The following is a 22,900-nucleotide window of genomic DNA, read 5'->3' as shown; positions in this document are numbered from 1 at the left end:
CGCAGTCCCGATCCGCGATCACAATGACCGATTCGAAGGATGCCGGTCACCCGTCTGCTGTACGTTCCTGGCATGGTCACGGGACATGTGAGCGAGAACCCGGAGTCGCGCTTCTCCGCTCTTCTGGCCGGCGCAGCGAGGCTGCCAGGTGTGCGAATCGACAGGGGGGCGTATCTCCGGACGGCGCTGGCCCGTCATTGCTCGGAAGATGATGTGCGCAGAGCGATCGAGGAGACCCCCGCAGCGGCGGGTATCCCTCTTGACGTTCTGGACAGGGTGGCCAACGAGTCCATCCGCTACGAGACCGCCAAGGTGAGTGCGCTCTCCGCGGCTGCCGGGATTCCCGGATTCATCGCCATGCCCGCCACGGTGCCGGCCGATCTGGCCCAGTACGTCGGCCACATGCTGCGCGTCGCGCAGAAGCTCGCCTACCTCTACAGCTGGCCCGATCTGTTCTCCACCGACACCGACGACCTCGATGACGCCACCAAAGGCGTGCTCACGCTCTTCTTCGGAGTGATGTTCGGGACCCAGTCCGCGAACGCCGCCGTGGGGAAGGTGGCGGAGGCGATGTCGAAGCAGGTGGCCAAGAAGCTGCCCCAGAAGGCACTGACCCAGGGTGTCGTCTACCCCATCGTGAAGAAGGTCGCCGGGTACCTCGGCGTCGAGATGACGAAGCAGACCTTCGCCAAGTCCGTCTCGAAGGCGATTCCTCTCGTCGGGGCAGCCGTGTCCGGCGGGCTCACCTTCGCGACCTTCCGCCCCATGTCCAAGAGGCTCAAGGTGCACCTCTCCGGCCTGGAACTCGCCAAGCCGGTCGGGGGCCAGGTCATCGTCGGTGAAGTCGTCCAGGACGAGGACCGCCGGGCCACAGACGAGGCGAAGATCCCGAAGTCGGGCCGTGAGTGGCGTGTCCTGAAGCGTCGGTAGGCCGCGGCTCAGGGCCCTGGGCAAGGACGGTCAGGCGTCGTCGAGTGCACCGCGATGCCGCGTCGTGGTGGTGCGGTCGCCATCCCGGTGCTCGGGTCTCGAATCTCGGGGTTCGAGCGTCGCGGAATCCGTATTCACCCGTTCGGGGATTCGGCGAGGGCTCCCAGGCCGACGCTTGAGCTTCGGGTTTCGAGGGCCGGGCTTCGGGCTCCGGGATTCGAGCCGTGTTGTTCATCCGGGAGGTACGTAAGGGCTTTTGGGGAAACCTCCCCTCCCTCCCACCCCGTCACGGCCAGCAAGTATGACTAATCGTGATCGAGTTGCAGCGGAGAGTCGTGGCTGCTTACGGTGCCCACAACGAGACGACCCCGACACGGTGTTTGGCGCACCGGCCGGGGTCTGACCCAAGATCGAACACCTAGAAAGACCGATCTCGTGGCTATCCAGCAGCCTAGCTCCGCCCCGCCCGCCCCCGCAGCCTCGCGCCCCTACCACAAGGCCCGTACCGGCTACGGCAAGCAGACCGTCCCCGCCCAAGGGTCATCCAGCACAAGCGCCTTCGTCCTCCTGCCCGAGCGGGAGCGCTACGTCGCCGGGTATGTCGACCACCTGCCCGACGGTGCCGCCATGGACATCAAGTCGCTGGCCAAGGACCTGCCGCTGTACGGCCAGATGGCCATCGGTACCGCGCTGCGCGCCCTCGCCGTGGCCGGGCACCTGCGCCGTGTGCGCTGCCGGGTGGAAGGGAACGGCCAGTGCCGGTGGGTGACGCTCACCTACTGGTCCCGCACCGCCCACGACAACGAGTGGTGGACCGCCAGGCTCACGCAGTCGGCTGCCGAGCCGGATCCGGTATCCGAACCCTCCGCCGGGCCGGTTCACGCACCCGCCGTGCCTCGGCAGCGCAACGCCGACGAGCCCCCGGCCCGGCCGCTGGAAGCGGGCACCACCGCACTCCCGGGCCCGATGCCACTGCTGCCTGCCCCGGTGCCCGCCCCGGCGCCGGGCCCCGAGCCCGCCGCAGCCGCCCCGTCGGCTGCGGCGAGCTCTTCCTCCGCGTACCGCGCCCTCGCCGAACTCGGGCGCCGCGAACCCCGCCTCGCGCTCTCCGCCGCCGATTGTGCCGCTCTGGAGCCCCTGGCCGCCGCATGGTTCGCACGCGGTGTCAGCCCCGAGTACCTCACCTCCGCACTGCTCGCAGGGCTTCCCGAGCCGATCGGATCCCCTGTGGGCCTGATGCGCCGCCGCCTCACCGACAAGATGCCGCCCCAACTGCCCGTAGCGCCCGGCTCGCTCGGCACCACTCCCGCGCGCGGCCTCCTCGTCGAATGTGCCGACTGCGGCCGCCCCGGCCCGGCCGAAGCGCTCCCGGACGGCCTCTGCCGCCCTTGCCGCACCGTGCTCCAGAAGCCGGAATCGTCCGACCCGGCGGCGGCCCCGGAGCAGGTGGAACGCGATGTGCCCGCCCTCGTCGCCAGTCTCCGCAACCTGATGCGCACTCCCTGAGCCGCCGACTACGGCCTCAACGAGGGTCGCGGCGCCGGCTGAGTTCCACGGCGGTGTCGAGGATCCGGTCGATGTCGGCCGCGACGGTGCTGTCCGTGTTGTTCAGATACCGCACGATCGCCGCGCCCGCCGCCGATACGGTTCTGGGCGGTACGGGTAGCGTCAGGAAGAGCCGTGGCACTCCGTACACCTCGCGGAGGATCTCCTCCACGACGAACTCGTTGACCGGTCGTCGTTCGGCGCGGTGCGCGGCAGCCACCTCGTCGCTGAAGACCGCGAGTTCCTCGATGCCACACCGGTCGCGCAGCCTGGGCGCGAGAAGCACAGCGACGACCGACACCAGGAATCCGTTGAAGGCGACCCTGTCCTCGGGAGAGAGGGCCTCGTCGAGCGCTTTCGCCCTGCGGTCCTTGAGGACGAGGCATCTGATCTGATCGCGGAACCGGGGTTCGACGCGCATTCCGGGCCTCCTACTCCACGTAGGTGAAACTCATGAGGACGGCGAGCACGGCATCCTCGAACGACTCGTACCGGCCGACCTCGTCAGCCCGCCAGAGACCCTGTGGGCGGACGACGGCGAAGGCCGACCACAACCCTCGATCGTGGCTCACGCGGCCGGCATGGAAAGTCTCCTCACCGTGGTCGAGGACGACGTGCACGATCTCCTCGCCGACGGGCACTCCTGGCTGCGGGCGGAGCGAGAAACGATGGCGGTCGAGGGACTGCCGGAGTGCCGTGCTGACGTGCGGGTTCGTCATGGCGTCTCTCCCGTGTCCGGGGATTCGGTGGGGACCCCTGCCGCCCGGCGGCGGAGCCGGGCGGCGTGGGCGCGGAGCTCACCCGGGCCGGCTGACTCGTAGTAGCGGCGTGCCGCCTTCACGAGTTCCGACCTACGGGGATGCGAGTCGGTGAAGTCGCGCAGGACGTCCGACTGTTCTGCCTGCGGCAGGGTTCCCCACTCGCCGTGGTCCCCGCCGCAGGCTTCCGCGAGCACATCGAGGCATTCGGCCAGAGCCAGGTGTGCAGACGCCGTGCCGCCCCAGTCCGCAAGCCACTGCCCACGCAGCAGCTCGGTGGCCTGACCGGCGTGGGTGAGCCCTGTCCTGGTGTCGCTGTCCGGTTCCTCGACGCTCCCGTCCTCCGGCTGCGGGGAAGGGCCGATCCCGAGACGGATGCGCTGTTGCAGCCCGGCCAGGCGTTCCTTCGCCGCACTGTTGCCCCGTCGGACGGCGAGGTCGTACCAGGACAGCGCCTGCCTCTGGTTGCCGTACTGCTCCTCGTAGAGCTGCCCGAGGTGGAGCGGGGCCGCGTGGTCACCGGTTTCGTAGGCTTTGGTGTACCACTGCGTCGCCTCCTGGAGCGCCTCGCCAGTGACAGGCTCCGGTTCGATGCCCTGCATCCTCGCCTGGACCCGGCCCTCGGCGATCTGGCCCAGCCGGTTCATCGAGGGCGCGTGTCCGGCCGCGGCGGCTGCCTGATAGCGCAAGGTGATCAGAGGGAGCTGCTCGACACCCCCCTCGGTCTCCAGGCGGTACGCCGAGCGGTAGAGAGCTTCGGGATCACCTCCGGGCTCGGGCGGTGCCTCGGGTGCGTTGTTGCGGGCGAACACCCAGCCGGCGGCGTTGTCCTCGATACGGCGGCCGGGTTCCGGGCTGCCCTTCTCGACGAGCTTGTCGGCGACCACGGGGAAGATGTGATCGAGGGTGAGACCGGCAGGCCCGCCGGGTACGCCCTCCCGCACGGTGTCCACGAGCGCTCGGGTGAAGTGCGTCTGCGCCTGGTGGACGTCCTCCTTCTCGTACCAGGAGCTCTCGAACGCGCTGCTGCTCATCAGCAGGTAGGTGCCGGACACCGGGGGTAGGCGGTCCGGGGAGAGACGGCCGTAGTCCTCGGCGGCGAGCCCCGCGTTGCAGCAGTCGAGCACCGCGATCTTGACGGCGGCACGGCTGGCGCGGAAGGCGTCCCGCACGTCCTCGAACAACAGCCCCGTGGCGGTCGTGTAGGCGGAATCGATCCTGGTGTCGCCCACGGTGAGGCACAGCCGCTCGCGGTGGTCGTAGATCCCGTGGCCGACGTAGTAGAACAACGCGATGTCCGTGGCCGCGACGAACGCCTCGACGAGCTCGACATGGGTCGTGCCGAGCGTGGGGCGGTTGGCGAACTCCTGGACGGAGCTTTCGGGCCACGAGCCGCACACCGGGTCCAGGAGCAGTTCCCGCATCCGGTGATAACTGCGTTCCACCGCCGGTGACGACTCGAAGTCCGTGTAGTCCCAGGTGCCCATGAGGACCGCCCGCGAACGGGAGTAGTCCCGGCCGGTCAGGTCAGTCATCGCCGAGCAGACGGGATGCGATCTCGAGGACCGTCTGCGGGTCGTCGGAGTTCTCGACGGTCACCGTCACCGAACGCTTGCCGCGTGTCAGAGTCACCGTCACGGACGACCGCCGGGACTTGATGAACGCCGGAAGGGTCCGGATCGCGACCGTGAGCACCGCCGCCGAAGGCACGAGCAGCTGCAGCACCTCGACGACCCCGAGCTGCCCCTCGCCCGGGCCGGAGCGCCTGCGGGAGACCTCCAGCCCCTGGAGGAGGCTGAGGCGGCGGTACAACGGTCCGACGTCCGCCGGCTCGGAGACCGACAGGACCACTTCGAAGGGTGCCTCGGCGTCTCCCGCCTTCTGTGAAGAGATCGCTTCAGTCATCGGGGCCTCCCAGCCGATGGTCCGTCCGGTCCGCACGTCCGCAGCCACGTCCTGTGCATGTCCCCTAATACGGGTTGGCGGGGTCATCGGGGTCGAGAAGATCAACGCCCTGCTTCTCCAGCTCCTGCAGGGCCGCCCCGATCTCCCGCAAGCAGGGGTCGCACAGCGTCATGCCCTTGTCGAGCCCGGTCGCTTTACACCTCTCACACGTGCTCATCGAGTACTCCCTCACCGGCAACCGAGTGTGCCTTGACGGGTGTCGCGCGCCGACATCGGTGAGCGAAAAATACCAAACGGTCCGTACCGGCGGCAGGGAGTTCGCGTAGTTGATCTCGGTCTGCACACGGGGTGAGGATCTGGTGGCCGCCAGGGGCGGATCCACGAGCCGAATGCCGCGCGGGTCCGCCCGCGCTCGGGATCTCCTCGTACAGAGCCTCGACGAAGCCCAATGGACTCGACGGCTCGCGGCGCAGCACCACGCGCGCCGCGCGGACACCGGCCGGCCGGCCTCCAGCTGTACCCGGCCCATGGGCTCCTCGCGGGACGGCCAGGCGGCCTCGACGGTGAGGCGGGCCCGGTGTTCCGGGCGAGCCAGCGGTGGATGGCCTGCTCGTTGGCGGTCACCACCTGTCGGGTGGCCCACTGGGCGGTCTCCCGGCCGGAACAGGAAGCGGAACGGGTCAGCACAAGGGCATCCCCATCCCCTCAAACACCTGGTCAGGGCCTGCGCTCGTACGGGTGATGGTCGGTTCAGCAGTCGGAGAAGTTCCAGAACATGCCGACCTCGGTGTCCGAGACGACGATCAGGCCGTAGTCCTCCCCATACACGCTCAGCGGGCTGTACGCCCAGTTCGATGATGCGAGGTCGAGCGTGCCGCTCACGCGGCCGGGCCTCGTGACGTTGGTGTAGTACCTGGCCTCGTCCCCGAAGCGCTCAAGAATCGTGTGGGCCATCGCGCGCAGCTCGTCCGGGGTCTCTGTGAAGCGCGCCAGGTTGGACAGTGTGCACTTGTCGTCCGTGAGGGCCAGGAGCAGGTTCTCGGCGCTGTCCCGCTCGATCTCCTTCAGCCGCCCCGCGATGTACTCCGACGGGTGAGCGACGAAGGGGTACATGGGGGACGCCTCACGCTCCGGATTCCGCGCCGCGTCGTCGAGACCGGCCCAGCCGCGCGGGTCCGGGACCCGGGCCATCAGCACGAGGACGTCGAGGACCCAGTCCTCGTGGCGGCGCGGGCCCGTGGCGTCGTACGGGCACGCGTCCTCGAACAGGTGGCGTACCGCGGCTTCCCAGGACTTCTGGTCGACGGGCATGTAGTGCTGGCCTTTCTCGGCGGGTCCGCCAGGCTTGGTGGGTATCGACGTCGTGACGCTGAGCGGCGGTTGCGGCTGCTGTTGTACGTGAGGCGCGTCTCGACGCCGTTCGCGGCGTAGGTGCCGGTGGCGAGTCCCCCTGCTTGTCAGGAAGTCACGGACTCCGTACAGGGAGGGGACCTCACTCAATGAATGTGCGCCGCTGAGGAAGAGACGATCGGGTCCGGGTCTCCGCGCAGCGGGGGAGCCTCGGAAGGGCCATCCGCAGCCGTCCTGGTGTGACACGTGTCGACTTCCGTGTGCGAAGTGGTAACCGTGCTTGTCATTGCTGCTTGTTAAGGTGCATGCGTTGAGCACGTTTGATCATTTGAGCGGTCACGGGATGCGGGGGCGAGCACGTGACGACAGATCCCAACTTGCAGGTGAGCAGCGAGAATCTGACAAAGCTCGCTGACGACCTCGACGAAATGCAGCGTTACCTGGACCGGCAGGTCAGACGCATGGACGCGGTCGTCGACGCGATCGAAGCCCGCTGGCGGGGGCCTGCGGCCAAGGCCTACCGAAAGCAACATCGTGAAGCCGCCAAGGAAGCGGTTCGCATCCGGGAGCTCATGAAACTGCTCGAAACAGCTGTGCGTATGAGCCGTGACGGGTTCACGGAGCAGGAGCTCGACACGCTGGCGGCCTTCAAGCACATCCAGATGTCCGTGGACGTGGACAAGGAGGCGGCCGAGCTGTCGACTCCCAACACCGGGAGTCAGCCTGCCGCGCCGCGCACGAGCCGCTTGAACGATCTCTGACGAAGGGTGCGCATGACTGACAGCGACGACACAATAGCGGTTGACTTCGCCACTCTCCAGCTTCTCTCCGGCCAGCTGGAAGAGATCCTCAAGGAGCTCAACGAGAATGTTCACACCATGCACGACCGCGTCGAAAAGGTCGTTCTCACCTGGGAAGGCGAGGCACGCGAGGCGTTCATCGACAAGCTTGACGAATGGGACAGGTCAGCCCGGGACCTGCAGGCGACTCAGGCGTGGCTCCACGGCATCGTCATGACAGGGCAGACGAACTACGCCGCGGCACATGCCGCAGTGCTGCGGGGATGGGGAGCGGCCTGATGGCCATGCCCCCTCCTCCACCTCCCTTGAGTAAGGGAGACATCGACGTCACCCCCAGCGCGCTGCACGCGCTCTCGGGCTACGTCGCGTACCTCCAGGACGGCCTGCACAAGGGGGGCAATCAGCTCCTCGACGAGCTCGGCCGGTATCCGGACTGCGGGGGCTACGGGACCGCAGCATGGGAGTTCGCCAACGCGTACAAGAAGGTCGGCAACCGCTTCGTCGAGGTGTGGGCCAAGTCGGTGGCGAGCGTCGGAGGCGCTGCGGTCGGATTCGCCCAGACCGCGAACAACTATGCGACGGCTGACGCGGCCACGGACCCCTCGGGCGCCCCGGCCCAGACCCAACCGCCGCCGACCGTGATTGACACACCGCCGAACTACGGGTCCGTGACGGACCTCAAATGGGCGGACATCGACCAGAGCCAGGACATGTTCCAGTTGGCGCTGGAAGCAGTGGAAGCCGGAGTCCTGGCGATCATCAGGCCTCTCCTGGAAGACGCCTATCGCATGGGCAAGGCGGCCGAGATAATGCCGCTGCCCGACTATCTGGGCCTGGATAACATCTCCGTCGCCTGGGTGTCCGCGAGCATGGTCGTCACCACCACGGACGGCAACCTCAGTAGCGCCCTGCACAACTACACCGATCGCTCGAACGGTGAGTGGGCTGGGGCGATGCGGCAGTTCTGCAGCGCTGTCTGGGGTACGAGCGCGTGGGGCAAGAGCCGCGAGGGCTATGAGTGGAAACATGACACGGCTCAGCCCGGGAAGGCCGGCAGCCACCCCGTCATGGACGTGATGGTCAAGACCTGTGACGTCATGAGTGACGCTCTGGGCGCCTGGGCGATTGCCGCGCAGGATGTGCGGGACGATATCCGCAGGCTCTACTACGAGGCTGCCATCAAGGCCCTGCCGCACATCGACACGAGCGACGGCCTGGGCCTGAAGGATCTCAAGAGCGTCGGGAAGGGGCTCCTCAACATAGGGAAGGGTTTCGCGGAGGGCTTCGCTCTCGAGGTGGACGAGGAAGCGATGAATTCCGCGGTCGAGGCATACAACAACCGCGTGCACCGGCAGGTCGTCGAACTCAACAAACTGCACGAAGCTCTGGATGAGGCGTACAACAGCGCCCCCACCTTCCAGGCCGAGTCGGCGCAGGCTGAGTCTTTCGGTGCCCGAGCTCTGACCGATTTCAAAGGTAATCCTCTTTACACTGTCCCAGGGGACAGTGAGGCGAGTCATCGTTATCCTATCGACCTCGCGAATCAGGAGGGCGTCCACGGAAGTCATGTAATCGACAAGCACGTGGCCAAGACTGATATGCAGCTTGCCATGCGACTGAGGGACCAGCCGACCATCGATGCGGCGTCCAGTTTTGTTGACCTCCCCCAGGCTCAGAAGACGACGCAATCCGTCATGGAGTATGTTGGTCCGCCGAGTGGCTCGGGTCAGCCCAATGCCGGAGTGAACAATGCTGAAAAGATCAAGGCGTGGCTGTCCCGGCCTCGCAGGGACACCTCAATACTGAGGCTGGACCCGGTGGAGTTTCAGCACGTGACGGGTCGTACGGTCGAAGCTTCGAACCCATCGGCGCAGCACGCCTTGGACACGCACAGTGCCACAGTGGTGTTGAAGTATAAAAATGGGCTTGTCCCGCCATATGTCGTATACACATCGATGCCTTCCCTGCCCTGATTCCCGTGGTCGGAGTACCGAGTGAATGACTGGTGAATGCAATGGATCGACCTCTCGATTTTCCTCCTGACTGCTTTGACGAGCGTCAGACGTTTGCGCGTCTCTCGGCGCCAGGTGATGGTGACTGGTACGAGGCCGCGATCACCGCCATGCGTGAATGCCCCGTACTTCGGTCCGTAAACCGCGAGGACATGGAGTCGAGTCTTGCTGAGGTTTCACGTGAGAATGCGCTCGACCTGTCGAAATTGATCGCATGTGGGTCGCTTCTCCACGGTCCGCGACCATCCTTGAGGGGCGCGGACGAACAACGGGATGGCTTTCTCGCTCACATGCTGAATCAGCTAGGTGACGGCGCCCGCTTCTGGACGAACCATGGGGGCGCAGAGGACGGGCAGGAGTCCGGATTTCTTCGTTCCTCCTTCCATGTCAACGTGCTCGCGGAAACAACTATCGACCTCTGTCTCATCGGTGTCTCTCCACGGATGATTCTCGTCCTTTGGAGATTCGAGGATGATTAACTTGGACATGACGCTGTCGATGGGCGAAACCGGGTACACGTCATGCGCGCCGTTGAAGACTGAGGTAAGACCCGTGACTCGAATCGACGCCCCCTCGTGGAGTCGCTCCCTGCGGGCCATTTTCGGGGAGGGCATGTTCGCAGCTGTGGGAGCCCGGCGACGCGATGACTGGCGACTGGATGCTCTCGACGTCATGCAACTCCGGACGGACGACCCGCGAGGCTGGCCGAGGATTGTCATGGCGCCGGCGGGGAGGAATTACGGTGCGGGCTCGGAAAACCCGTTCGATGCTGTCACGCCGGGCGACTTCGATGCGGCTTTCCCTGTGGCCAGGAGCGGGGCCGAAAAAATCATGGTCACTCTCCAGGGTGAGTGGTTCCAAACGGAGGACATTGAAGATTTTTATGCGCGAGAGGCTGAGCTGATCTCTCACGCGCGAACGGTCCTGGAGAGGTTCGGAGCAGACGCGCTGTTCTTCACCAATGCAGTGTCGGCGCGCGAAAATCCCCATGCCGACATGTTCGGTCGAGAGGGTGTCTACGAGGGATTTACCAGCCACGTAATGGACTGTGGTGTAATCGCTGTCTCTGCCGCAGAAGTCGGCATCTTCTGGGGCTTCACGACTGACTGAGGATTTCCCGTGCGTACCCGTTCCGCCACCTACCCCGACCGCGCGACCGCACAGTGGTGTACCCAACAGGTCGTCACGCGCAACGAGCAGGCCGTGCACCGCTGGCTGGCCCAAGGTACGCGGCCTAGGCTCACCATCGAGGCCGCTTGGCCATCCCGTGCGGAGCCCGTCGGCCGGGTGTTGCTGCAGGCGATGATGCTCGCCGGTCGCGAGCCCGTCGATGTGCGGGCCGCGCGGGTGACGTTGAGGCGTGAAGCGTCGAGTCCACACGGTTTCGTCGTGCACGCCACCTACCCGATCTACCTCTGAAGGTGCCGCAGTGCCCATGAAGCCGCTTGAGTTCGACCGCCGGTACGGCGAACTCGACGTCGTCGTCGCAGCCTTCGCCGGACAGGAAGCCGACAATCCGGAAACGGACACAGCGCCGCCGGCTCTTCAGGCGTACCTCCGGCACACCTGGCACACCAGGCCCTGGGCGCTCTCCGTTGCCGAACAACAACTCCGCGAGTACGCACGGAATCCGCCCGGCCGCCTGCGACAGCGCCTCGGCGAGTTCTATTCGGTACCTGACCTCGGGCTGTCCGAATCCCAGACACAGAGCTGGCTGTCCAGGATGGCTGACCACATCAAGCGCAGCATCGAGTCCGGCGATGTGCCTCCGACGACCACGCCCCGGACACATTGGGAGTGGCACGCCCGCTTCGGGGAGCTGGGGCAATTCCTCGGCGGCTGGTTCTCGCAGGACATGCCCGACGAATTCGCCGACCACGATGCTGCGGTCCGCGACTACAGAGAAACGGTCGATCCCCAACTGACCGCCCGGCTGGTCGGTGAGATCCACGAACTGCTGGCCCTCGGACTGGAGGACGACGACTACGCCGTCGGCGTGGCCGAGCTCGGTATGGAGGTTGAGCCACCGGCCCCGTTCGCGGTCGAGAGTTGGCTCCGGACGGTGGCGGAGCGCCTCGCGACGGCAATGCCCGACTACGGGAAGTGACTGGCTCAGTCGGACTTGCTGGTGACGGCCATGGATGGACCCACCGGGTTTCCCGCTGAAGGGTTCGATGAAACGACGCGCCGGAGGAATCCAGTGACCGCCTTCGCCGCCCTGACCCGACTCTGCCCGCCACCGGAAGAGGCGAGTTGCCGCCGTCCCATCGACTGGCACCAGGTCGAGAGCGTTCTCGACGTGTCGCTTCCCGAGGACTACAAGCGGCTCGCATCCACCTACGGCCCGGGGTCCTTCGCCGACTACCTGCGCATCTACCAGCCCGACGGAGTCACTGAATGGGTCGACCTCACCGGCCCGATGCCCGCCAGGATCCGCGAGCAACTGCAGCTGGACCACGACCGAGGCACCTACCCTGTTCCGTACGACCCGCGGCAACTCCTCCCGATGGGCGGCACCGACAACGGAGAGCACCTCTTCTGGATCACTGAACCACGGACTGCTCCGGACGCCTGGCATGTCGCCGTGAACGAAGCCCGCGGGCCTCGGTGGTTCACCTACGACGGGACCCTCACCGAGTTCCTCGTCTCCGTACTGAGCGGCGAGACGTCCGTGCCCCAGTTCCCCAAGGACGTCCTCGAGCCGACGACGGCGTTCGTCCCCTCGGACCCCACGCTGTGGGCACCACCGCAGGCCCCGGTCCGGCCGCCCGTCGACAGTGAGACCATCCGGGAATGGGCTCGTGCCAACGGTCACCAGGTGTCCGACAGCGGGCGCATTCCGGCGGCGATCCGCGAAGCGTGGGAGAACGCCCACAGCTGACTGGACCGGCAGATGACGACCTGCTGTCGGCCGCCTGAGGGGCGGTCGTTTCCGCCCTTGAGCGGTGGCCGCCCCGGCCCCTTGCGGGAGCGGCGAGCCACCTCGTACCACCAGTGGGCGAACTCCCCGGGGCCTCCTGTCGCCGGTGCTTTTCCTGTGGTACGCGTTCGGGACGGGCGCGTACGCAGACAGGGCGTACGCGGGTCTCTGCTGGTGATCGGTCCCGATATGCCGCCAGATTGGTCGCATGACACCACCGCTCACCCCTGCGACCGGCCAAACCCTCCCCACGGTGGGCGTGTTCGTCCAACGCTTCAGCTCCACCCCGCGTGGCGCGCGCCTCGCCCGCCGGCTCGTGCTGCACCAGCTCGACGCCTGGGGCGTGCCCTACGGCAGCGAGGCGTCCGACACCGCCGCCCTGCTCGTCGCGGAACTCGCCGTCAACGCCGCCACGCACGGCCGCGTCCCCGGCCGGGACTTCGAGGTCGCCGCCGAGATCCTCGGCAGGACCCTGCGGATCGCGGTCTCCGACGCCCGGGGAGAGCTTCGGCCGCACTCACCCGGCGCGCCACGTTCCTCCGTGCCGCTGCTGGCCGAGACCGGCCGGGGCATGCTCCTGGTGCAGGCGCTCGCAGACCGGTGGGACGTCCTCGACCGGGTGCCCGTCGGCAAGACAGTCGTGGCCGAGCTGGACCTGCCACGCTGACGGTGCCGACGGCCCGCCCGGTCGCCCCGGCCCTCGGAGGCATCGACGGCATGACGGTGAACGTGGGTAGCGGCCGCCGGAGTTCCGGATGCCTGTACTCGTCCACGCCGGTGAGTGCGGAGTGGCTACGACTGCCCGCTGTACGGAGGGAGATCTTCGAGCTGCCCCGCGCCGGACCGGGCCATGACCGAACCGCCGACGGGCCGACAGTGCCGCAGGCTTCCTCAGGCCGGCCTCCCCGCCGTCTGCTGCGGCGTTCTCCTCACCCCTTGAGCCGGTCCACAGCTTCCTTGGCCTCGAGCAGACCGGCACCGGTGGCCTCGCGGTACTTCTTGATCGCCGGGATCTCCCGGCCCGCACGGACCAGGGCCGCCACCTCCGCCACGACGGGGTCGTCGTCCTGTATGCCGGAGTGCCGCAGGACGAGGTCGAGTTTGCGCTCGAGGCGGGCCATCCGCCGGTCGAGCCGACGGGCCCGGCCCTCCACCGTGGCCACGGTCGTCAGTCCTGCCAGGACGACCAGAACACCTATGAGGCTGTACATGGCACCTTGCTTTCGTGTTGCCTTCGTGGGGTGCGGGGGCGCCGTGTCTCACGGCGGTCCGCGTGCGTGAGAAGAACGGGCGGCGGTCGAGAAGTCTACGGCGGGCCCGCGGTGGCCGTGTGCCTGAAGTCCGCCCGTCGCGACGGCCGGAGCCGCCGGTGGAACGGCACTCCGCGAGCTGGTCCCTCCTCACCCGCGCTGGAAGAACTCCACCTCCGCGAGCGCGATGTGACGGCCCCGGGCCAGTCCGGCGGGGGCGTCGAGCGTCAGCCGGACGGCCGTGACGTCGCTGATGCCGACGGCGACCGTCTGGGGGCCGGGCTTGTCGCTCAAGGTGATCGGCTTACGGTGCACCTGCCCGTCCTGTGCCGTCACCTCCATGTCCATCCGCAGGGCACGCGCCTCGTCCGCGTACTCCTCGGCGGATTTCGAGGCGCCGTTGGTGATGATCAGGTCGACGAACCGGAACGGCCTGCCGAAGGTGTACGTCACGGAGGCGCCGGGCCCGGGCACGGCCCAGTAGCGGTTGCTGAGCCCGTCCGTGGTGTCGGCCGCCGGGTGCCCGGGCAACTGGGCGGTGGCCGTGACGCGGGACGGGGTCACCGCCTTGGGCTTGCCGAGTTTGTCCCGGGTGTCCTCGAACAGATGACGTCCGGCCGGGAGCAGCAGGAAGCCTCCCGCGCACAGGGCCACCACCACGGCCAGGATCACCGTGAAGCGCACCAGGCGCCCCGAGCCCGTGCGGGTGCGGCGCCGCAGCGGCCGTACGGTCCGCCACCACGGCACCGGAGCCGACGCGGCGACCGGGGCCAGGGGGGCCGCGCATCTACGGCAGAAGCGGCGGTGCGGCGGGTTGGGAGTGCCGCAGGCCGGGCACGGCGCCCCGCTCACCGTGCTGTCCGCCGCGGGGGGCCGGACCACCGCGCGCGGGGCGGCCGCCTTGGCGGGTTTGACCGGCTGCGGTGCCGTCGCGCGGGGCGTGACGGGGGCGGGCGCGGGCGTCGGGACGGCGGTGCTCCGGGAGGGCGGATCCGCGGTGGGTCCGCCGGCCGTGTCCCCTGATCCGGACGGTGCCGGGGCGGCACGTGGGGGAGCAGGAGCAGGCCGTGGTGCGGTGCCGGCCGCCGCGCCCGCGGACTCCGCACCCGTGTCCTCCGGATCGGCGCCGGTCCTGGAGGCACCGGGAAGCGGCGTCGTGGCCGTGCCGAGCGAGGAGGGCGGAGCGGCGTCCGGCGTACCCGCGGACGGGGCGTGGGGCGACCCGGTGGCCGCAGGGGCCGTACTCGGCGCGGGGTCCTCCGGGGGACCGCCGGTCGCCGCGGGCTGTTCCGGCCCGTCCGGCGTCCGCTCCGTACGCGCCGCCGCGCCGGTTTCCGACCAGCCCAGGTAGCTGCCGCAGTTGCCGCAGAAGTCGTCCGTCGCTTCGTTGGACGCCCCGCACATGGGACAGTCACGCATGGCGTCGCCCTCCTTCGTCGGTGGGTGGCCCGGTCAGCACGTCCACCCGGTACGCCGTGTGCACCGGGCACAGGGCCCGGACGAGTTCGTGGACCCGGCCGGCGTCGACCGTCTCCGTCCGGTCGGGCCACACCCGGATCAGGACCTCGCCGGACGGCGCGGGCGGCAGGCCGGTACCCGCCGTGCGCGACCAGACGGCGGCGCCGTCCCCGCTGACGTCCGCCCCCACGCCGAGGACCAGGCGCAACGCCTCGACCAGCCCGTTGCGCGTACCGCGCCTGCGGTGCAGTTCCATGGCCCGGACCGCCGCCTCACGGCGCAGCTCGAGCGGCCACCCGGGGTCGTCGACACCGCCCACCCAGGAGGCCAGCCAGGCCAGGAAGTCGGCCGGTGCCACCCGGGGGTCCAGATAGGCGGGCAGGTTGTCGAGGGTGGCGAAGACCGGGGCCAGCACGGTGTCGAGGCCGGCCGTGAACCGCTGGGTGAAGTCGGCGTCGGCGTACAGGGCGGGCAGCTGCGCGCCGATGGGATGACGGCTGGGCAGGCCGGGGACGGCGGCGCGGCTCATCCGCGGTCCCCCGGTTCCGCCGCGCTCACGACCACTTGGTGCTGGTACGAGAAGACGAGCGTGCCGGCGCCGATGTCGATGCGGTCGACGGGGGAGCCGCGCCGCCCCGTGATCGGATCGGCGGCGAACAGCCGGATGTCGTCCACCAGCACGTCACCGACGGCGCGTTGCAGCACACCGAACACCTCTCCGTACTGCACCGGCCTCCCGAACGGCCAGCCCGTCCCGTCCGTGCCGCCGTGCAGGGGGTTGAGGTGGCGGAACAACGCGGCCAGCGCGGCGTCACGGACCCGGCCGGTGTCACCGGACGGCACGGTGAGCCGGGCCACCACGGTGACACCCTGGTAGACGGGCGGTTCCACGACCAGCCGGGTGCCGATCAGACGGCGCTCGTCGAGAGCTTCGGTGATCGTGGCGAGCACCTGGTCGGAGGGGATCAGCTGCTCGAAGCGGAGCCGGTCGTCACCCTCGTCGGCGACCGCGTCGGGCACCACCAGAACCCGTACCGCGCCCGGGTCCCCGGCGGCCGGCAGACAGCGCACCCGGCGCACCGAGGGCGCCGCCTGACGGGCGATCAATTCGTAGTCCTCGGCGGTCACCGCGCGTTCCTGCGTCCGCAGCGCCTGCGGGGCGCGCAGCTTCGCGTTGTCGACGGTCTCACCGGCGACCCCGCCGCGGGCCGCTTCCCGGTTGCCGACCCGCGCCACGTACGGGACGGAGCTGCGCAGCACGTTGATCGCACCCCGGGCGACGTTGCCCGCAGGCCCGCCGCCGGTGCGGTAGCGCGCCACACGCACCTGGGCCCCCTTGGGCGGGACGGCGCCGCACACCCGCAGTGTGCCGTCCACCTCGCGCAGTGCCGGTGGGAACGTGAACTCGCCCGTCGTGGCGTCCACCCGTACGTGCCGGTCGGCGGGCCGCGAGTTCCCGAAGTGGTCCACGACGTCCCAGCGCAGCCACCCCTCGGCCGACGAGACCTCCACCACCGGTGGTGCTCCGTCGAGCAGGACGGGTGGGCGGTCGAGACGGAAGGTCTGCCCCGCCACCCCCTCCGAGGTGCCCAGCGGCACGTCGGTCACCGTCTCGGCGTGCTCCACCGTCATGGTGCCCCCGATGGTGAAGACGGCGGCCTCGCGCACCGTGGGGGACTCGGAGTAGAACGGCTGGCCCGGCTCCGCCTCGACGACGCGGCAGCGCAGCCAGCCCGCCCGCGTCCCCCCGATCACCGACGTCGTGTGCCCGGCCGGTACGTGCACGACGATCTCGCCGGGCCGGTTCAAGCCGCCCGTGGTGTCCTCGCCCGTCTCGCACCGCTGCCAGCGGCCACCGTCCCAGGCCTCCCACACCAGCGGGGGCTGGCGCGGGTCGACGCCGACGCCCTCGACGCGGCTGTCCAGACGCACCGCGACCACGCAGCGCGGCACCGCTGCCGGCAGGCCGAACAGCAGCGCGTCACCGGGCTCGGGCGTCGCCTGGAAACACGGCACGTCGCGGCCCTCGGTGAGGGCGCCCGTCCGGTCGGTCTGTTCACCTGTGCGGGGTGCGGTCACCAGGCGCGTCAACTCGCTCGGGACGATGTGCAGTTCGGCTGTGGTGGCGAACACCACGGCTTCGCCGTCCTCCCCGGCGGCCGTCGTCACCTCGGTGCCCGTGGCCAGGGACACCGTGTCGGGCTGTGGTGCCGACAGCCAGAAGTCGACCTCGGCGCAGGCGGCCGCGGGCGGGAACAACTGGATGCCCAGCAGGTCGAGGAACGCCAGGTAGTTCTTGCCCGGGACCCGGTTCAGCCGGTACAGCAGCTGGTCCACGAGGTAGGCGAACGTCTCGATGAGGGTGACGCCGGGGTCGGAGACGTTGTGGTCGGTCCACTCCGGCGCACGCTGCTGTACGTACCGTTTCGCCTCGTCGACGAGCTGCTGGAAACGGCGGTCGTCCAGATTGGGGGAAGGCAGGACCATCAGTTCGCGACCGGTTCCTCGGCCCCCTCCTCGGAGGGGATCGTGTAGAAGGGAAAGACCAGGTTGCGCCGGTCGTTCGTGCTCCGCACCGTGTAGTGCACGTCGATGTAGAGGGTGCCCGCCTCCACGGAGTCGAAGGCGACGGCCACGTCGTCCACCGCGATCCGGGGCTCCCACCGCTCCAGCGACTCGCGCACCTGCTGGGCGACCCGGCCCGCGGTGTCGCCGCTTCCCGGGGCGAAGACGTAGTCGTGGATGCCGCAGCCGAACTCGGGCCGCATCGGGCGCTCGCCCGGTGCCGTCCCGAGGACCAGCCGGATGGCCTCCTCGATCTCGCGCCCCCGCTCGACCATGGCGATCCCGCCGGTGGGGCCGACCCGCAGCGGGAACGCCCAGCCGCGGCCGATGAACCGGTCGCTCACAGCGCGCCTCCGATCACGACGTCCGGTGCCCCGGGAGGGATGATCTGAGCACCGCAGGCAGCCTTGTCGCCCACCTGCGCGGCCGGGAGCCCGCCGATGAGGACCCCGGCGGTGAGGCCGGCAGGGCCGGGCGTGAGCACGTTGGCGGGGCCCAGAACCGCGTGCGGCGGCATCGGGCAGACGTGCAGGCTGCCCATGACGGCGGCCGGGCGGCCACCGATCAGGACACGGGCCACCGTCGCGGCGGCCGAGGGGGGCGGGGTGGTGATCCGGCCCCCGTGGGTGGTGGCGTCGCCGGAACGGGCTGCGGCTGGCATCGGATACTCCTCGAGAACTGCGGTCGGCGGTGGGGCCCGGAGCGAGCCCTGCGGCACGGTCCGGGCGGCTGTCGTGTCGTGGACATCAGTTGATCTTGATGAGTTTCGCCTTGAGGACGCCGAGCAGACCGCCGTCGACGGTGACCTCCGACCGCGCGGCGACCCCCACCTTGCGGCCGCTGATGTCGACCCCGGCCGAACCGCTGATGTCCACCCTGCGCCCCTTCACGGTCACGGTCCCCTGCCCGGCGTCCAGGGTGATGTTGTCCCTGTCCAGGACGACGGAGGTCGCGGCGCGCTTCGGCCCCGCGTACACGGTGATCTCGATCCGGTCCCGGCGGTCGTCCATGCGTACTTCGAGGCGCTCGTCCCCGGTCACCAGGCGCAGCCCCGACGGGCCGGGTGCCGCGGCGTCCAGCAGCTCCACACGGTGGCCCGAACGCGAGGCCACGGAACGGCGGTTGACCTTTCCGCTCGTCCTGTCGACCAGCGGCACATCGTGCGGAGAGGGTGTGTCGACGCCGTTGTAGAGGCCGCCGATGACATACGGGCTGTCCAGCAGCCCCTGCTCGAACCCGACGAGAACCTCGTCGTTGACCTCGGGGCTGACCACGCCGCCCCCGCCCTTGCCGCCCCACTGCACGGTGCGGACCCAGTCGGTGACGTACATGTCGTCCAGCCAGGGGAACTTCAGGCGGACCGCGCCGCGTTCCGAGCCGTTCGGTTCGCGCACGTCCGTCACCACCCCGATCGCCAGTCCGGGGATGCGCGGGCCGCGGCCGGGAGCGTTGGCACCGGTGACCAGGCCGGTCAGCGACCGGTCCGGGCTGGCGCTGACCCACAGCGTGGTCCGGTAGCCGCCGTGCGGTTCCAGGACGTGCTGCACGGCCGTGGCCGTGTACCGGCCGGAGAACGCCGTGCCCACGTTGCCGAGCGCGACGGGTCTGCCCGCGCGCAGCATGGGGTTGCCGTCGGCCACCGCCTCCAACTCCGCGTAGTGCGAGCTGACCTGTTCGGCGGTGGCCCGTGCGACCGCCGTCGCCTCGGCCTGCGTACGGTACGGGGTGTCGGTGACGGTCATCTGCGTCGACCTGCCGAACCGGGCGACGGACGCCGGGTTCAGCCCCGGCACCACCGTGCCGCTGACCACGGACGCCTGTTCGGCGACCAACGGCCGCTTGGTGGTGGTGTCCCAGCCGCGCACCTGTACCTTCGCCGCCGCGTCCGCGACCGACAGGCCGGCCCGCAGCGCCAGCAGGTTCCGCCCGTACTCGAGGACCAGCGGGCTGCTCGTGGCCGGTGTCGACGGCGCCGGCGCGCCGGATGCCCTCAGCGGCCGCGTGAACTGCAGCTTGCCCTTGTCGTCGACCCGGACCTGCGCGCCGCTCTCGCCCGCCAGGTACTGCAGGAAGTCCCAGTCGGAGACGTTGGCCTGTGACAGCTGCTTGTGCGTGACGGCCGGTGCCTCCACCTTGCCGCAGGCGAGGCCGGCACCCGCCGCCACCTTGCGGACGATCGCCGCGGTGGTCATGTTCCGGTACGCGACCACCTTGCGGCCGCGCTGCAGGCGGTGGGCCTTGGAGTAGGCCCGCAGAACGGTGAACGTGCCGGTGCGGTCCCGGTCGAGTTCGAGGGCGGTGACCTCACCGTCGAACAGCTGCTCGCGCGCCTTCCCCTTCACGGTCACCACCGAGACCCGCAGAGGCGTGCCGATGGTGATGCCGGTCGCGCCCAGGAACTCGTGGTCGGGGTCCCGGTAGGTCAGCACCGCGGTGTCCGGCAGGCCGACGTTCTCGTCCACGACACAGCTCACCAGCTGCGCGGCCCAGGCCGGCGGCAGTTCGCCGGGTGCCTCGATGACGGGGTCGGCCGCGAACGACCGGCCTCCGGGTGCCTCGGCCTTGGTCACGAGTCCTCCTCGCCGGTCGTGTCCCGTATGCCGGGCACCACGAGCTCGCTGCCGGGCCGCAGGGCCATCGGGTCGTCGATGCCGTTCGCCTCCGCGATGGCCCGCCAGGCGGTGGCGTCGCCGTACTCACGCCAGGCCAGCATGGCCAGGCTGTCGCCCGCCACCACCGTGTGCGTACTGCGGGCGGTGCGCGCGCCCGACGTGGGGTTCTGCCCCGCCGGGTCGACGCTCGCCTCCTCTATGGACAGCGAACAGGTGGCACGCAGCGGCTTTCCGTCCACGTCGAAGAGCTTGTACGACACCGACAGGCTGGACAGGACCCCGTCGAACGACGTGGTGCGCGCCGTGCCCCACTCGAACCGGACCCAGGGGCTCGCGGGTTTCTTGCGGCTCAGGCTCGCCGGAGTCGGCACACACGCCTTCATCAGTTTCTCCACCGCCTGCTCCACGGAGTTGTCGTGGGTGGCGGTGGCGTCCAGGAACACCTCGAGGCTCAGCGTGCGCGGGCCGCTGCCGACGAACTCCGGGAGCGCGGACTGACCGGCCATGCGGGAGGGGGTGCGCCGCCACTCGGTGGACTTGCTCAGCTCGAGCGTCGAGGGGTTGAACTGGAGGTCCAGCTGCGCGATCGTGCCGCCCGGCCTGGCCCCCACCGAGGTCGGCGGCTCCTTGAGGGTGAGCTGGGCCCTGGCCCGGCCGGCACGGACGGCTGGGGACATGGTGTGCGTTCCTTTCCGAAAGCGGATTCGGAGACGGTGACGGAGGTGAACCGCTGTCCGAGGGGCGGAGGCCGAGGCGAGTCAGGACGGTGTCAGCCCCTGATGGGCGATCTCCAGGGTCTCGACCGCCGCCTGGGAGGCGGCCGGGTCGAAGGAGGGGCCCTGCCAGCGCACGGGAACGATGCCGTACAGCTGCCAGCTGATGATCCGGGTCAGGTTGGGACGCAGTGCCACGATCTCGCCGTCCTTGGGCTCCACCCGTTGCAGCGTCGCGTCCAGCCAGCGGCTGATCTTGGCCGTGTCGGTCGTGACGGGACGGGTGAGGGTGATGTTCGTCCAGGTGATGCGCCCGGGCAGCTGCCAGGTGAAGCCGTTGTTGCCGCCTTCGGCGTAGCTCTCCATCTCGACCTCGGCACCCATGCCGGAGCAGGTGTGGAAGGCCCCCAGGTCGTTGCCGCCGATGGCGAGCCGGAAGAACACGCTCGTCGCGAAGATGTTGTCCGTCATCAGTCCGTCGTCCCGTCGTCCGTTCCTGTTCGTCGTCCTCAGCGGCGGCCGTCGAAGGGCCTGCCCGTCCGTTCCCGGCCGCGCCGTAACTCGGCGCGCAGCAGACGGGTCACCGGGTCGAGCAGGCGCCTGGCCAGATCGTCCAGATCGCCTGCCGCGACCTGAGCCGCCTTGCCGTGCGAGCCGGCGCCCTGGGCCCCCTGGGGGGCGGACTTCAGCCCTTGTGGGGGAGGGGTGGTGCTCGCGGCTCCGCCCGTCTGCCCGCTCCGGGCGGGCGGGTCGGGGACGCGCTGGACGACCTGTGCGGTGGGGGACGCCGCCGGCGCCGCCCGTAGTGCGTCCGCAGGCTTCGGGGGTGCCGTCGCAGAGGGCTGGACCGTGGGCAGGCGGGGCTGTGGGCCGGCCATGGGCAGGGGCCGCGCCGGTGCGGAGCCGTCCGGGCGGGCCTCGGGTGCGACGCGTGGCCGCGCGGCGGGCGCCGGGCGTACGACGCGCGGCGGGGCAGCGGCGGCGGGGGCGCGCTGGACCACCGGAACGGGGGGCGCACCGGCCGGGAGACGCGAGCCGCCGGCCGGCGCACCGCCGCTGCCGGCCACGGCGGCGTCACGGGACCAGCTCGCCGCGACCACGGGGCGGGAACGGGCGGGGGCCGGGGGAGGAGCGATCGCGTCCTCCTTGCCGGTGCCGGTGACAAGCGGCCGCGCCGCCAGGAGCCGAACGGTGGGCCGTGCCGGTGGCGCCGCCTGGGAGCCGGGGGCGGCGACAGCTTCCGGACCGGCCACGGCGCGTGCGACGACCACGTGGACCGGGCGGTCATGGCGCGTGGCGCCCAGGACCCCGAGACCGGTGTCCTGCGGCGCGGGCGCCCTGTCCGGCTGCTCCGTGTCCTGCGCCGCCCGGCGTCGCACGAGGGTGCCGGGTACGCCTGGCGTGCCGGGCGCGCCGGTTGCTCCGGCGCCCGGCGTGCCGTCGGCCTTCCCGGTGTGCGGCTCCGGGGGCGGCCCCAGCAGGGGGACTTGCCGCGGGTGGCCGGTGGGCGGTGCCTGCGCACCGGTGGACGGTGCCTGCGCAGGTGGGGCTCCGGCGGGCGCCGGCGCGGCCGGCATGCTGCCTGCGGGGGTGCGCTGCACGGCGGTGCGCGCATCCGGTCCGGAGGCGCGCGCGGTACGGGAGTCCGGTACGGGCGGACCGGCGCTCGGCGGCAGCGCGGCAAGGGGCGGCCCCAGCCCGGTGCGGCGGGACTTGGGCTGCTGCGGGGCCGACCGGTGCGCCGAGCCGGGCACCGAAGGTGTGGTGGGCGTGCCGCGCCCGCCGCCCTCGGGCCGCGTCTGCCGCCGGACGGCGGGTTCCTCCGCCCGGTTCTGCACGACGGGCAGAGCGGGACCGGGTGCGCTGCCCGTGGCCGAGCCCTGCCGGTGCGGCTCCGTCGCGGTGGGCGGGAGGGGCCCCGGCAGCGGGGCGCCCAGCGGAGGACGGCCTGACGCACGTGGGACGGGTGCACCGGTACCGGACCGCGCGCTCCTCACCGGGCCGGTCGCGGCGGCATCAGCTGAACCGCTCCGTGCGTCTGCCGCGGGGGCGGCGGGACGCACCACGGACACCCGGCGCACC

Annotated in this window: 27 protein-coding genes and 1 pseudogene; 11 read left to right on the top strand and 17 right to left on the bottom strand. The window is 70.0% G+C overall.

Features of this window, described 5'->3' with window-relative positions:
• Nucleotides 1–72 precede the first annotated feature (72 nt).
• Entirely contained in the window at nt 73–930 is an 858-nt protein-coding gene (locus ACF1FZ_RS18990; RefSeq protein ID WP_391774536.1) for a hypothetical protein, read from the top strand.
• 435 nt (nt 931–1,365) lie between these two features.
• Nucleotides 1,366–2,436 (top strand): MarR family transcriptional regulator, encoded by a 1,071-nt coding sequence (locus ACF1FZ_RS18985; RefSeq protein WP_391774535.1) that lies wholly within the window; start codon nt 1,366–1,368, stop codon nt 2,434–2,436.
• Nucleotides 2,437–2,452: 16 nt separating this feature from the next.
• Here the strand turns inward: ACF1FZ_RS18985 and ACF1FZ_RS18980 are convergent, their stop codons facing one another.
• From ACF1FZ_RS18980 to ACF1FZ_RS18950, 7 genes and pseudogenes are all read right to left on the bottom strand, one after another.
• Nucleotides 2,453–2,896, bottom strand: a complete 444-nt coding sequence (locus ACF1FZ_RS18980; RefSeq protein ID WP_391774534.1) for a hypothetical protein — start codon at nt 2,894–2,896, stop codon at nt 2,453–2,455.
• Between the two features lie 10 nt (nt 2,897–2,906).
• A complete protein-coding gene (locus ACF1FZ_RS18975; RefSeq protein ID WP_391774533.1) occupies nt 2,907–3,194 on the bottom strand; it encodes a hypothetical protein in 288 nt (95 codons plus the stop codon).
• Nucleotides 3,191–4,768 carry a peptidase C14 caspase catalytic subunit p20 gene (locus ACF1FZ_RS18970; RefSeq protein WP_391774532.1) on the bottom strand — a complete coding sequence of 526 codons (1,578 nt, stop codon included), beginning with the start codon at nt 4,766–4,768 and terminating at the stop codon, nt 3,191–3,193. Before ACF1FZ_RS18970 ends, ACF1FZ_RS18975 begins: the two co-directional genes overlap by 4 nt.
• Nucleotides 4,761–5,138 carry a hypothetical protein gene (locus ACF1FZ_RS18965; protein WP_391774531.1) on the bottom strand — a complete coding sequence of 126 codons (378 nt, stop codon included), beginning with the start codon at nt 5,136–5,138 and terminating at the stop codon, nt 4,761–4,763. The genes ACF1FZ_RS18970 and ACF1FZ_RS18965 overlap by 8 nt, the downstream gene beginning before the upstream one ends.
• A 64-nt stretch (nt 5,139–5,202) precedes the next feature.
• On the bottom strand, nt 5,203–5,355 hold the full coding sequence (locus tag ACF1FZ_RS18960; RefSeq protein WP_391774530.1) for a hypothetical protein: 153 nt from the start codon (nt 5,353–5,355) through the stop codon (nt 5,203–5,205).
• Nucleotides 5,356–5,575: 220 nt separating this feature from the next.
• Nucleotides 5,576–5,825, bottom strand: a pseudogene (locus ACF1FZ_RS18955) (hypothetical protein); the annotation flags it as partial.
• Between the two features lie 63 nt (nt 5,826–5,888).
• Entirely contained in the window at nt 5,889–6,449 is a 561-nt protein-coding gene (locus ACF1FZ_RS18950; RefSeq protein ID WP_391774529.1) for a hypothetical protein, read from the bottom strand.
• A 422-nt stretch (nt 6,450–6,871) separates the two neighbouring features.
• Between ACF1FZ_RS18950 and ACF1FZ_RS18945 the strand changes: the two genes are divergently transcribed.
• The 8 genes from ACF1FZ_RS18945 to ACF1FZ_RS18910 all read left to right on the top strand — a co-directional run bounded on the left by ACF1FZ_RS18945 (nt 6,872) and on the right by ACF1FZ_RS18910 (nt 12,887).
• The gene (locus tag ACF1FZ_RS18945; protein WP_391774528.1) at nt 6,872–7,249 is read left to right on the top strand and encodes a WXG100 family type VII secretion target; all 378 of its coding nucleotides are present in this window, start codon (nt 6,872–6,874) and stop codon (nt 7,247–7,249) included.
• 12 nt (nt 7,250–7,261) lie between these two features.
• Entirely contained in the window at nt 7,262–7,567 is a 306-nt protein-coding gene (locus tag ACF1FZ_RS18940) for a WXG100 family type VII secretion target (protein WP_391774527.1), read from the top strand.
• Nucleotides 7,568–7,593: 26 nt separating this feature from the next.
• Nucleotides 7,594–9,261 (top strand): RNase A-like domain-containing protein, encoded by a 1,668-nt coding sequence (locus ACF1FZ_RS18935; RefSeq protein WP_391774526.1) that lies wholly within the window; start codon nt 7,594–7,596, stop codon nt 9,259–9,261.
• A gap of 510 nt (nt 9,262–9,771) precedes the next feature.
• Nucleotides 9,772–10,410, top strand: coding sequence for a hypothetical protein (locus tag ACF1FZ_RS18930; protein ID WP_391774525.1), 639 nt, complete (start codon nt 9,772–9,774; stop codon nt 10,408–10,410).
• Nucleotides 10,411–10,419: 9 nt separating this feature from the next.
• The gene (locus tag ACF1FZ_RS18925; RefSeq protein WP_391774524.1) at nt 10,420–10,719 is read left to right on the top strand and encodes an RNase A-like domain-containing protein; all 300 of its coding nucleotides are present in this window, start codon (nt 10,420–10,422) and stop codon (nt 10,717–10,719) included.
• Between the two features lie 10 nt (nt 10,720–10,729).
• A complete protein-coding gene (locus ACF1FZ_RS18920; RefSeq protein WP_391774523.1) occupies nt 10,730–11,407 on the top strand; it encodes a contact-dependent growth inhibition system immunity protein in 678 nt (225 codons plus the stop codon).
• Nucleotides 11,408–11,500: 93 nt separating this feature from the next.
• Entirely contained in the window at nt 11,501–12,181 is a 681-nt protein-coding gene (locus tag ACF1FZ_RS18915; RefSeq protein ID WP_391774522.1) for a histone-like nucleoid-structuring protein Lsr2, read from the top strand.
• A 247-nt stretch (nt 12,182–12,428) separates the two neighbouring features.
• Nucleotides 12,429–12,887: an ATP-binding protein gene (locus tag ACF1FZ_RS18910; RefSeq protein ID WP_391774521.1), complete on the top strand. Its 459-nt coding sequence runs from the start codon at nt 12,429–12,431 to the stop codon at nt 12,885–12,887.
• A 262-nt stretch (nt 12,888–13,149) separates the two neighbouring features.
• Here the strand turns inward: ACF1FZ_RS18910 and ACF1FZ_RS18905 are convergent, their stop codons facing one another.
• Together ACF1FZ_RS18905 and ACF1FZ_RS18900 are read right to left on the bottom strand one after the other, a co-directional pair.
• Nucleotides 13,150–13,431 carry a hypothetical protein gene (locus ACF1FZ_RS18905; protein ID WP_391774520.1) on the bottom strand — a complete coding sequence of 94 codons (282 nt, stop codon included), beginning with the start codon at nt 13,429–13,431 and terminating at the stop codon, nt 13,150–13,152.
• A 189-nt stretch (nt 13,432–13,620) separates the two neighbouring features.
• Nucleotides 13,621–14,154, bottom strand: coding sequence for an NADase-type glycan-binding domain-containing protein (locus tag ACF1FZ_RS18900; protein WP_391774519.1), 534 nt, complete (start codon nt 14,152–14,154; stop codon nt 13,621–13,623).
• Here ACF1FZ_RS18900 and ACF1FZ_RS18895 point away from each other — a divergent pair.
• Nucleotides 14,144–14,821 (top strand): hypothetical protein, encoded by a 678-nt coding sequence (locus ACF1FZ_RS18895; RefSeq protein WP_391774518.1) that lies wholly within the window; start codon nt 14,144–14,146, stop codon nt 14,819–14,821. The two genes, ACF1FZ_RS18900 and ACF1FZ_RS18895, sit on opposite strands and share 11 nt — an antisense overlap.
• Nucleotides 14,822–14,881: 60 nt before the next feature.
• Here the strand turns inward: ACF1FZ_RS18895 and ACF1FZ_RS18890 are convergent, their stop codons facing one another.
• The 8 genes from ACF1FZ_RS18890 to ACF1FZ_RS18855 all read right to left on the bottom strand — a co-directional run bounded on the left by ACF1FZ_RS18890 (nt 14,882) and on the right by ACF1FZ_RS18855 (nt 22,656).
• Entirely contained in the window at nt 14,882–15,457 is a 576-nt protein-coding gene (locus ACF1FZ_RS18890) for a phage tail protein (protein WP_391774517.1), read from the bottom strand.
• Nucleotides 15,454–17,415: a putative baseplate assembly protein gene (locus tag ACF1FZ_RS18885; protein ID WP_391774516.1), complete on the bottom strand. Its 1,962-nt coding sequence runs from the start codon at nt 17,413–17,415 to the stop codon at nt 15,454–15,456. Before ACF1FZ_RS18885 ends, ACF1FZ_RS18890 begins: the two co-directional genes overlap by 4 nt.
• Nucleotides 17,415–17,837: a GPW/gp25 family protein gene (locus tag ACF1FZ_RS18880; RefSeq protein ID WP_391774515.1), complete on the bottom strand. Its 423-nt coding sequence runs from the start codon at nt 17,835–17,837 to the stop codon at nt 17,415–17,417. The genes ACF1FZ_RS18885 and ACF1FZ_RS18880 overlap by 1 nt, the downstream gene beginning before the upstream one ends.
• The gene (locus ACF1FZ_RS18875; RefSeq protein ID WP_391774514.1) at nt 17,834–18,154 is read right to left on the bottom strand and encodes a PAAR domain-containing protein; all 321 of its coding nucleotides are present in this window, start codon (nt 18,152–18,154) and stop codon (nt 17,834–17,836) included. Before ACF1FZ_RS18875 ends, ACF1FZ_RS18880 begins: the two co-directional genes overlap by 4 nt.
• 85 nt (nt 18,155–18,239) lie before the next feature.
• Nucleotides 18,240–20,063 (bottom strand): VgrG-related protein, encoded by a 1,824-nt coding sequence (locus ACF1FZ_RS18870; protein ID WP_391774513.1) that lies wholly within the window; start codon nt 20,061–20,063, stop codon nt 18,240–18,242.
• Complete coding sequence (locus tag ACF1FZ_RS18865) at nt 20,060–20,782, bottom strand: LysM peptidoglycan-binding domain-containing protein (protein ID WP_391774512.1); 723 nt, start codon at nt 20,780–20,782, stop codon at nt 20,060–20,062. Before ACF1FZ_RS18865 ends, ACF1FZ_RS18870 begins: the two co-directional genes overlap by 4 nt.
• 81 nt (nt 20,783–20,863) lie before the next feature.
• A complete protein-coding gene (locus tag ACF1FZ_RS18860) occupies nt 20,864–21,289 on the bottom strand; it encodes a phage tail protein (RefSeq protein WP_391774511.1) in 426 nt (141 codons plus the stop codon).
• A gap of 38 nt (nt 21,290–21,327) precedes the next feature.
• Complete coding sequence (locus ACF1FZ_RS18855) at nt 21,328–22,656, bottom strand: hypothetical protein (protein ID WP_391774510.1); 1,329 nt, start codon at nt 22,654–22,656, stop codon at nt 21,328–21,330.
• Nucleotides 22,657–22,900 lie beyond the last annotated feature (244 nt).

The sequence above is a fragment of the Streptomyces sp. NPDC014623 genome, assembly GCF_043088245.1.
Lineage (GTDB): Bacteria > Actinomycetota > Actinomycetes > Streptomycetales > Streptomycetaceae > Streptomyces.
Note: the sequence above shows the minus strand (reverse complement) of the source record. Positions and strands in the feature narration are given on the sequence as shown.

Coding starts and splice junctions, on each gene's coding strand:
- ACF1FZ_RS18875 (WP_391774514.1), bottom strand. CDS start 18,154: ATGCCAGCCGCAGCCCGTTCCGGCGACGCCACCACCCACGGGGGCCGG.
- ACF1FZ_RS18950 (WP_391774529.1), bottom strand. CDS start 6,449: ATGCCCGTCGACCAGAAGTCCTGGGAAGCCGCGGTACGCCACCTGTTC.
- ACF1FZ_RS18865 (WP_391774512.1), bottom strand. CDS start 20,782: ATGTCCCCAGCCGTCCGTGCCGGCCGGGCCAGGGCCCAGCTCACCCTC.
- ACF1FZ_RS18970 (WP_391774532.1), bottom strand. CDS start 4,768: ATGACTGACCTGACCGGCCGGGACTACTCCCGTTCGCGGGCGGTCCTC.
- ACF1FZ_RS18990 (WP_391774536.1), top strand. CDS start 73: ATGGTCACGGGACATGTGAGCGAGAACCCGGAGTCGCGCTTCTCCGCT.
- ACF1FZ_RS18975 (WP_391774533.1), bottom strand. CDS start 3,194: ATGACGAACCCGCACGTCAGCACGGCACTCCGGCAGTCCCTCGACCGC.
- ACF1FZ_RS18930 (WP_391774525.1), top strand. CDS start 9,772: ATGATTAACTTGGACATGACGCTGTCGATGGGCGAAACCGGGTACACG.
- ACF1FZ_RS18890 (WP_391774517.1), bottom strand. CDS start 15,457: ATGAGCCGCGCCGCCGTCCCCGGCCTGCCCAGCCGTCATCCCATCGGC.
- ACF1FZ_RS18980 (WP_391774534.1), bottom strand. CDS start 2,896: ATGCGCGTCGAACCCCGGTTCCGCGATCAGATCAGATGCCTCGTCCTC.
- ACF1FZ_RS18965 (WP_391774531.1), bottom strand. CDS start 5,138: ATGACTGAAGCGATCTCTTCACAGAAGGCGGGAGACGCCGAGGCACCC.
- ACF1FZ_RS18940 (WP_391774527.1), top strand. CDS start 7,262: ATGACTGACAGCGACGACACAATAGCGGTTGACTTCGCCACTCTCCAG.
- ACF1FZ_RS18860 (WP_391774511.1), bottom strand. CDS start 21,289: ATGACGGACAACATCTTCGCGACGAGCGTGTTCTTCCGGCTCGCCATC.
- ACF1FZ_RS18885 (WP_391774516.1), bottom strand. CDS start 17,415: ATGGTCCTGCCTTCCCCCAATCTGGACGACCGCCGTTTCCAGCAGCTC.
- ACF1FZ_RS18910 (WP_391774521.1), top strand. CDS start 12,429: ATGACACCACCGCTCACCCCTGCGACCGGCCAAACCCTCCCCACGGTG.
- ACF1FZ_RS18960 (WP_391774530.1), bottom strand. CDS start 5,355: ATGAGCACGTGTGAGAGGTGTAAAGCGACCGGGCTCGACAAGGGCATG.
- ACF1FZ_RS18905 (WP_391774520.1), bottom strand. CDS start 13,431: ATGTACAGCCTCATAGGTGTTCTGGTCGTCCTGGCAGGACTGACGACC.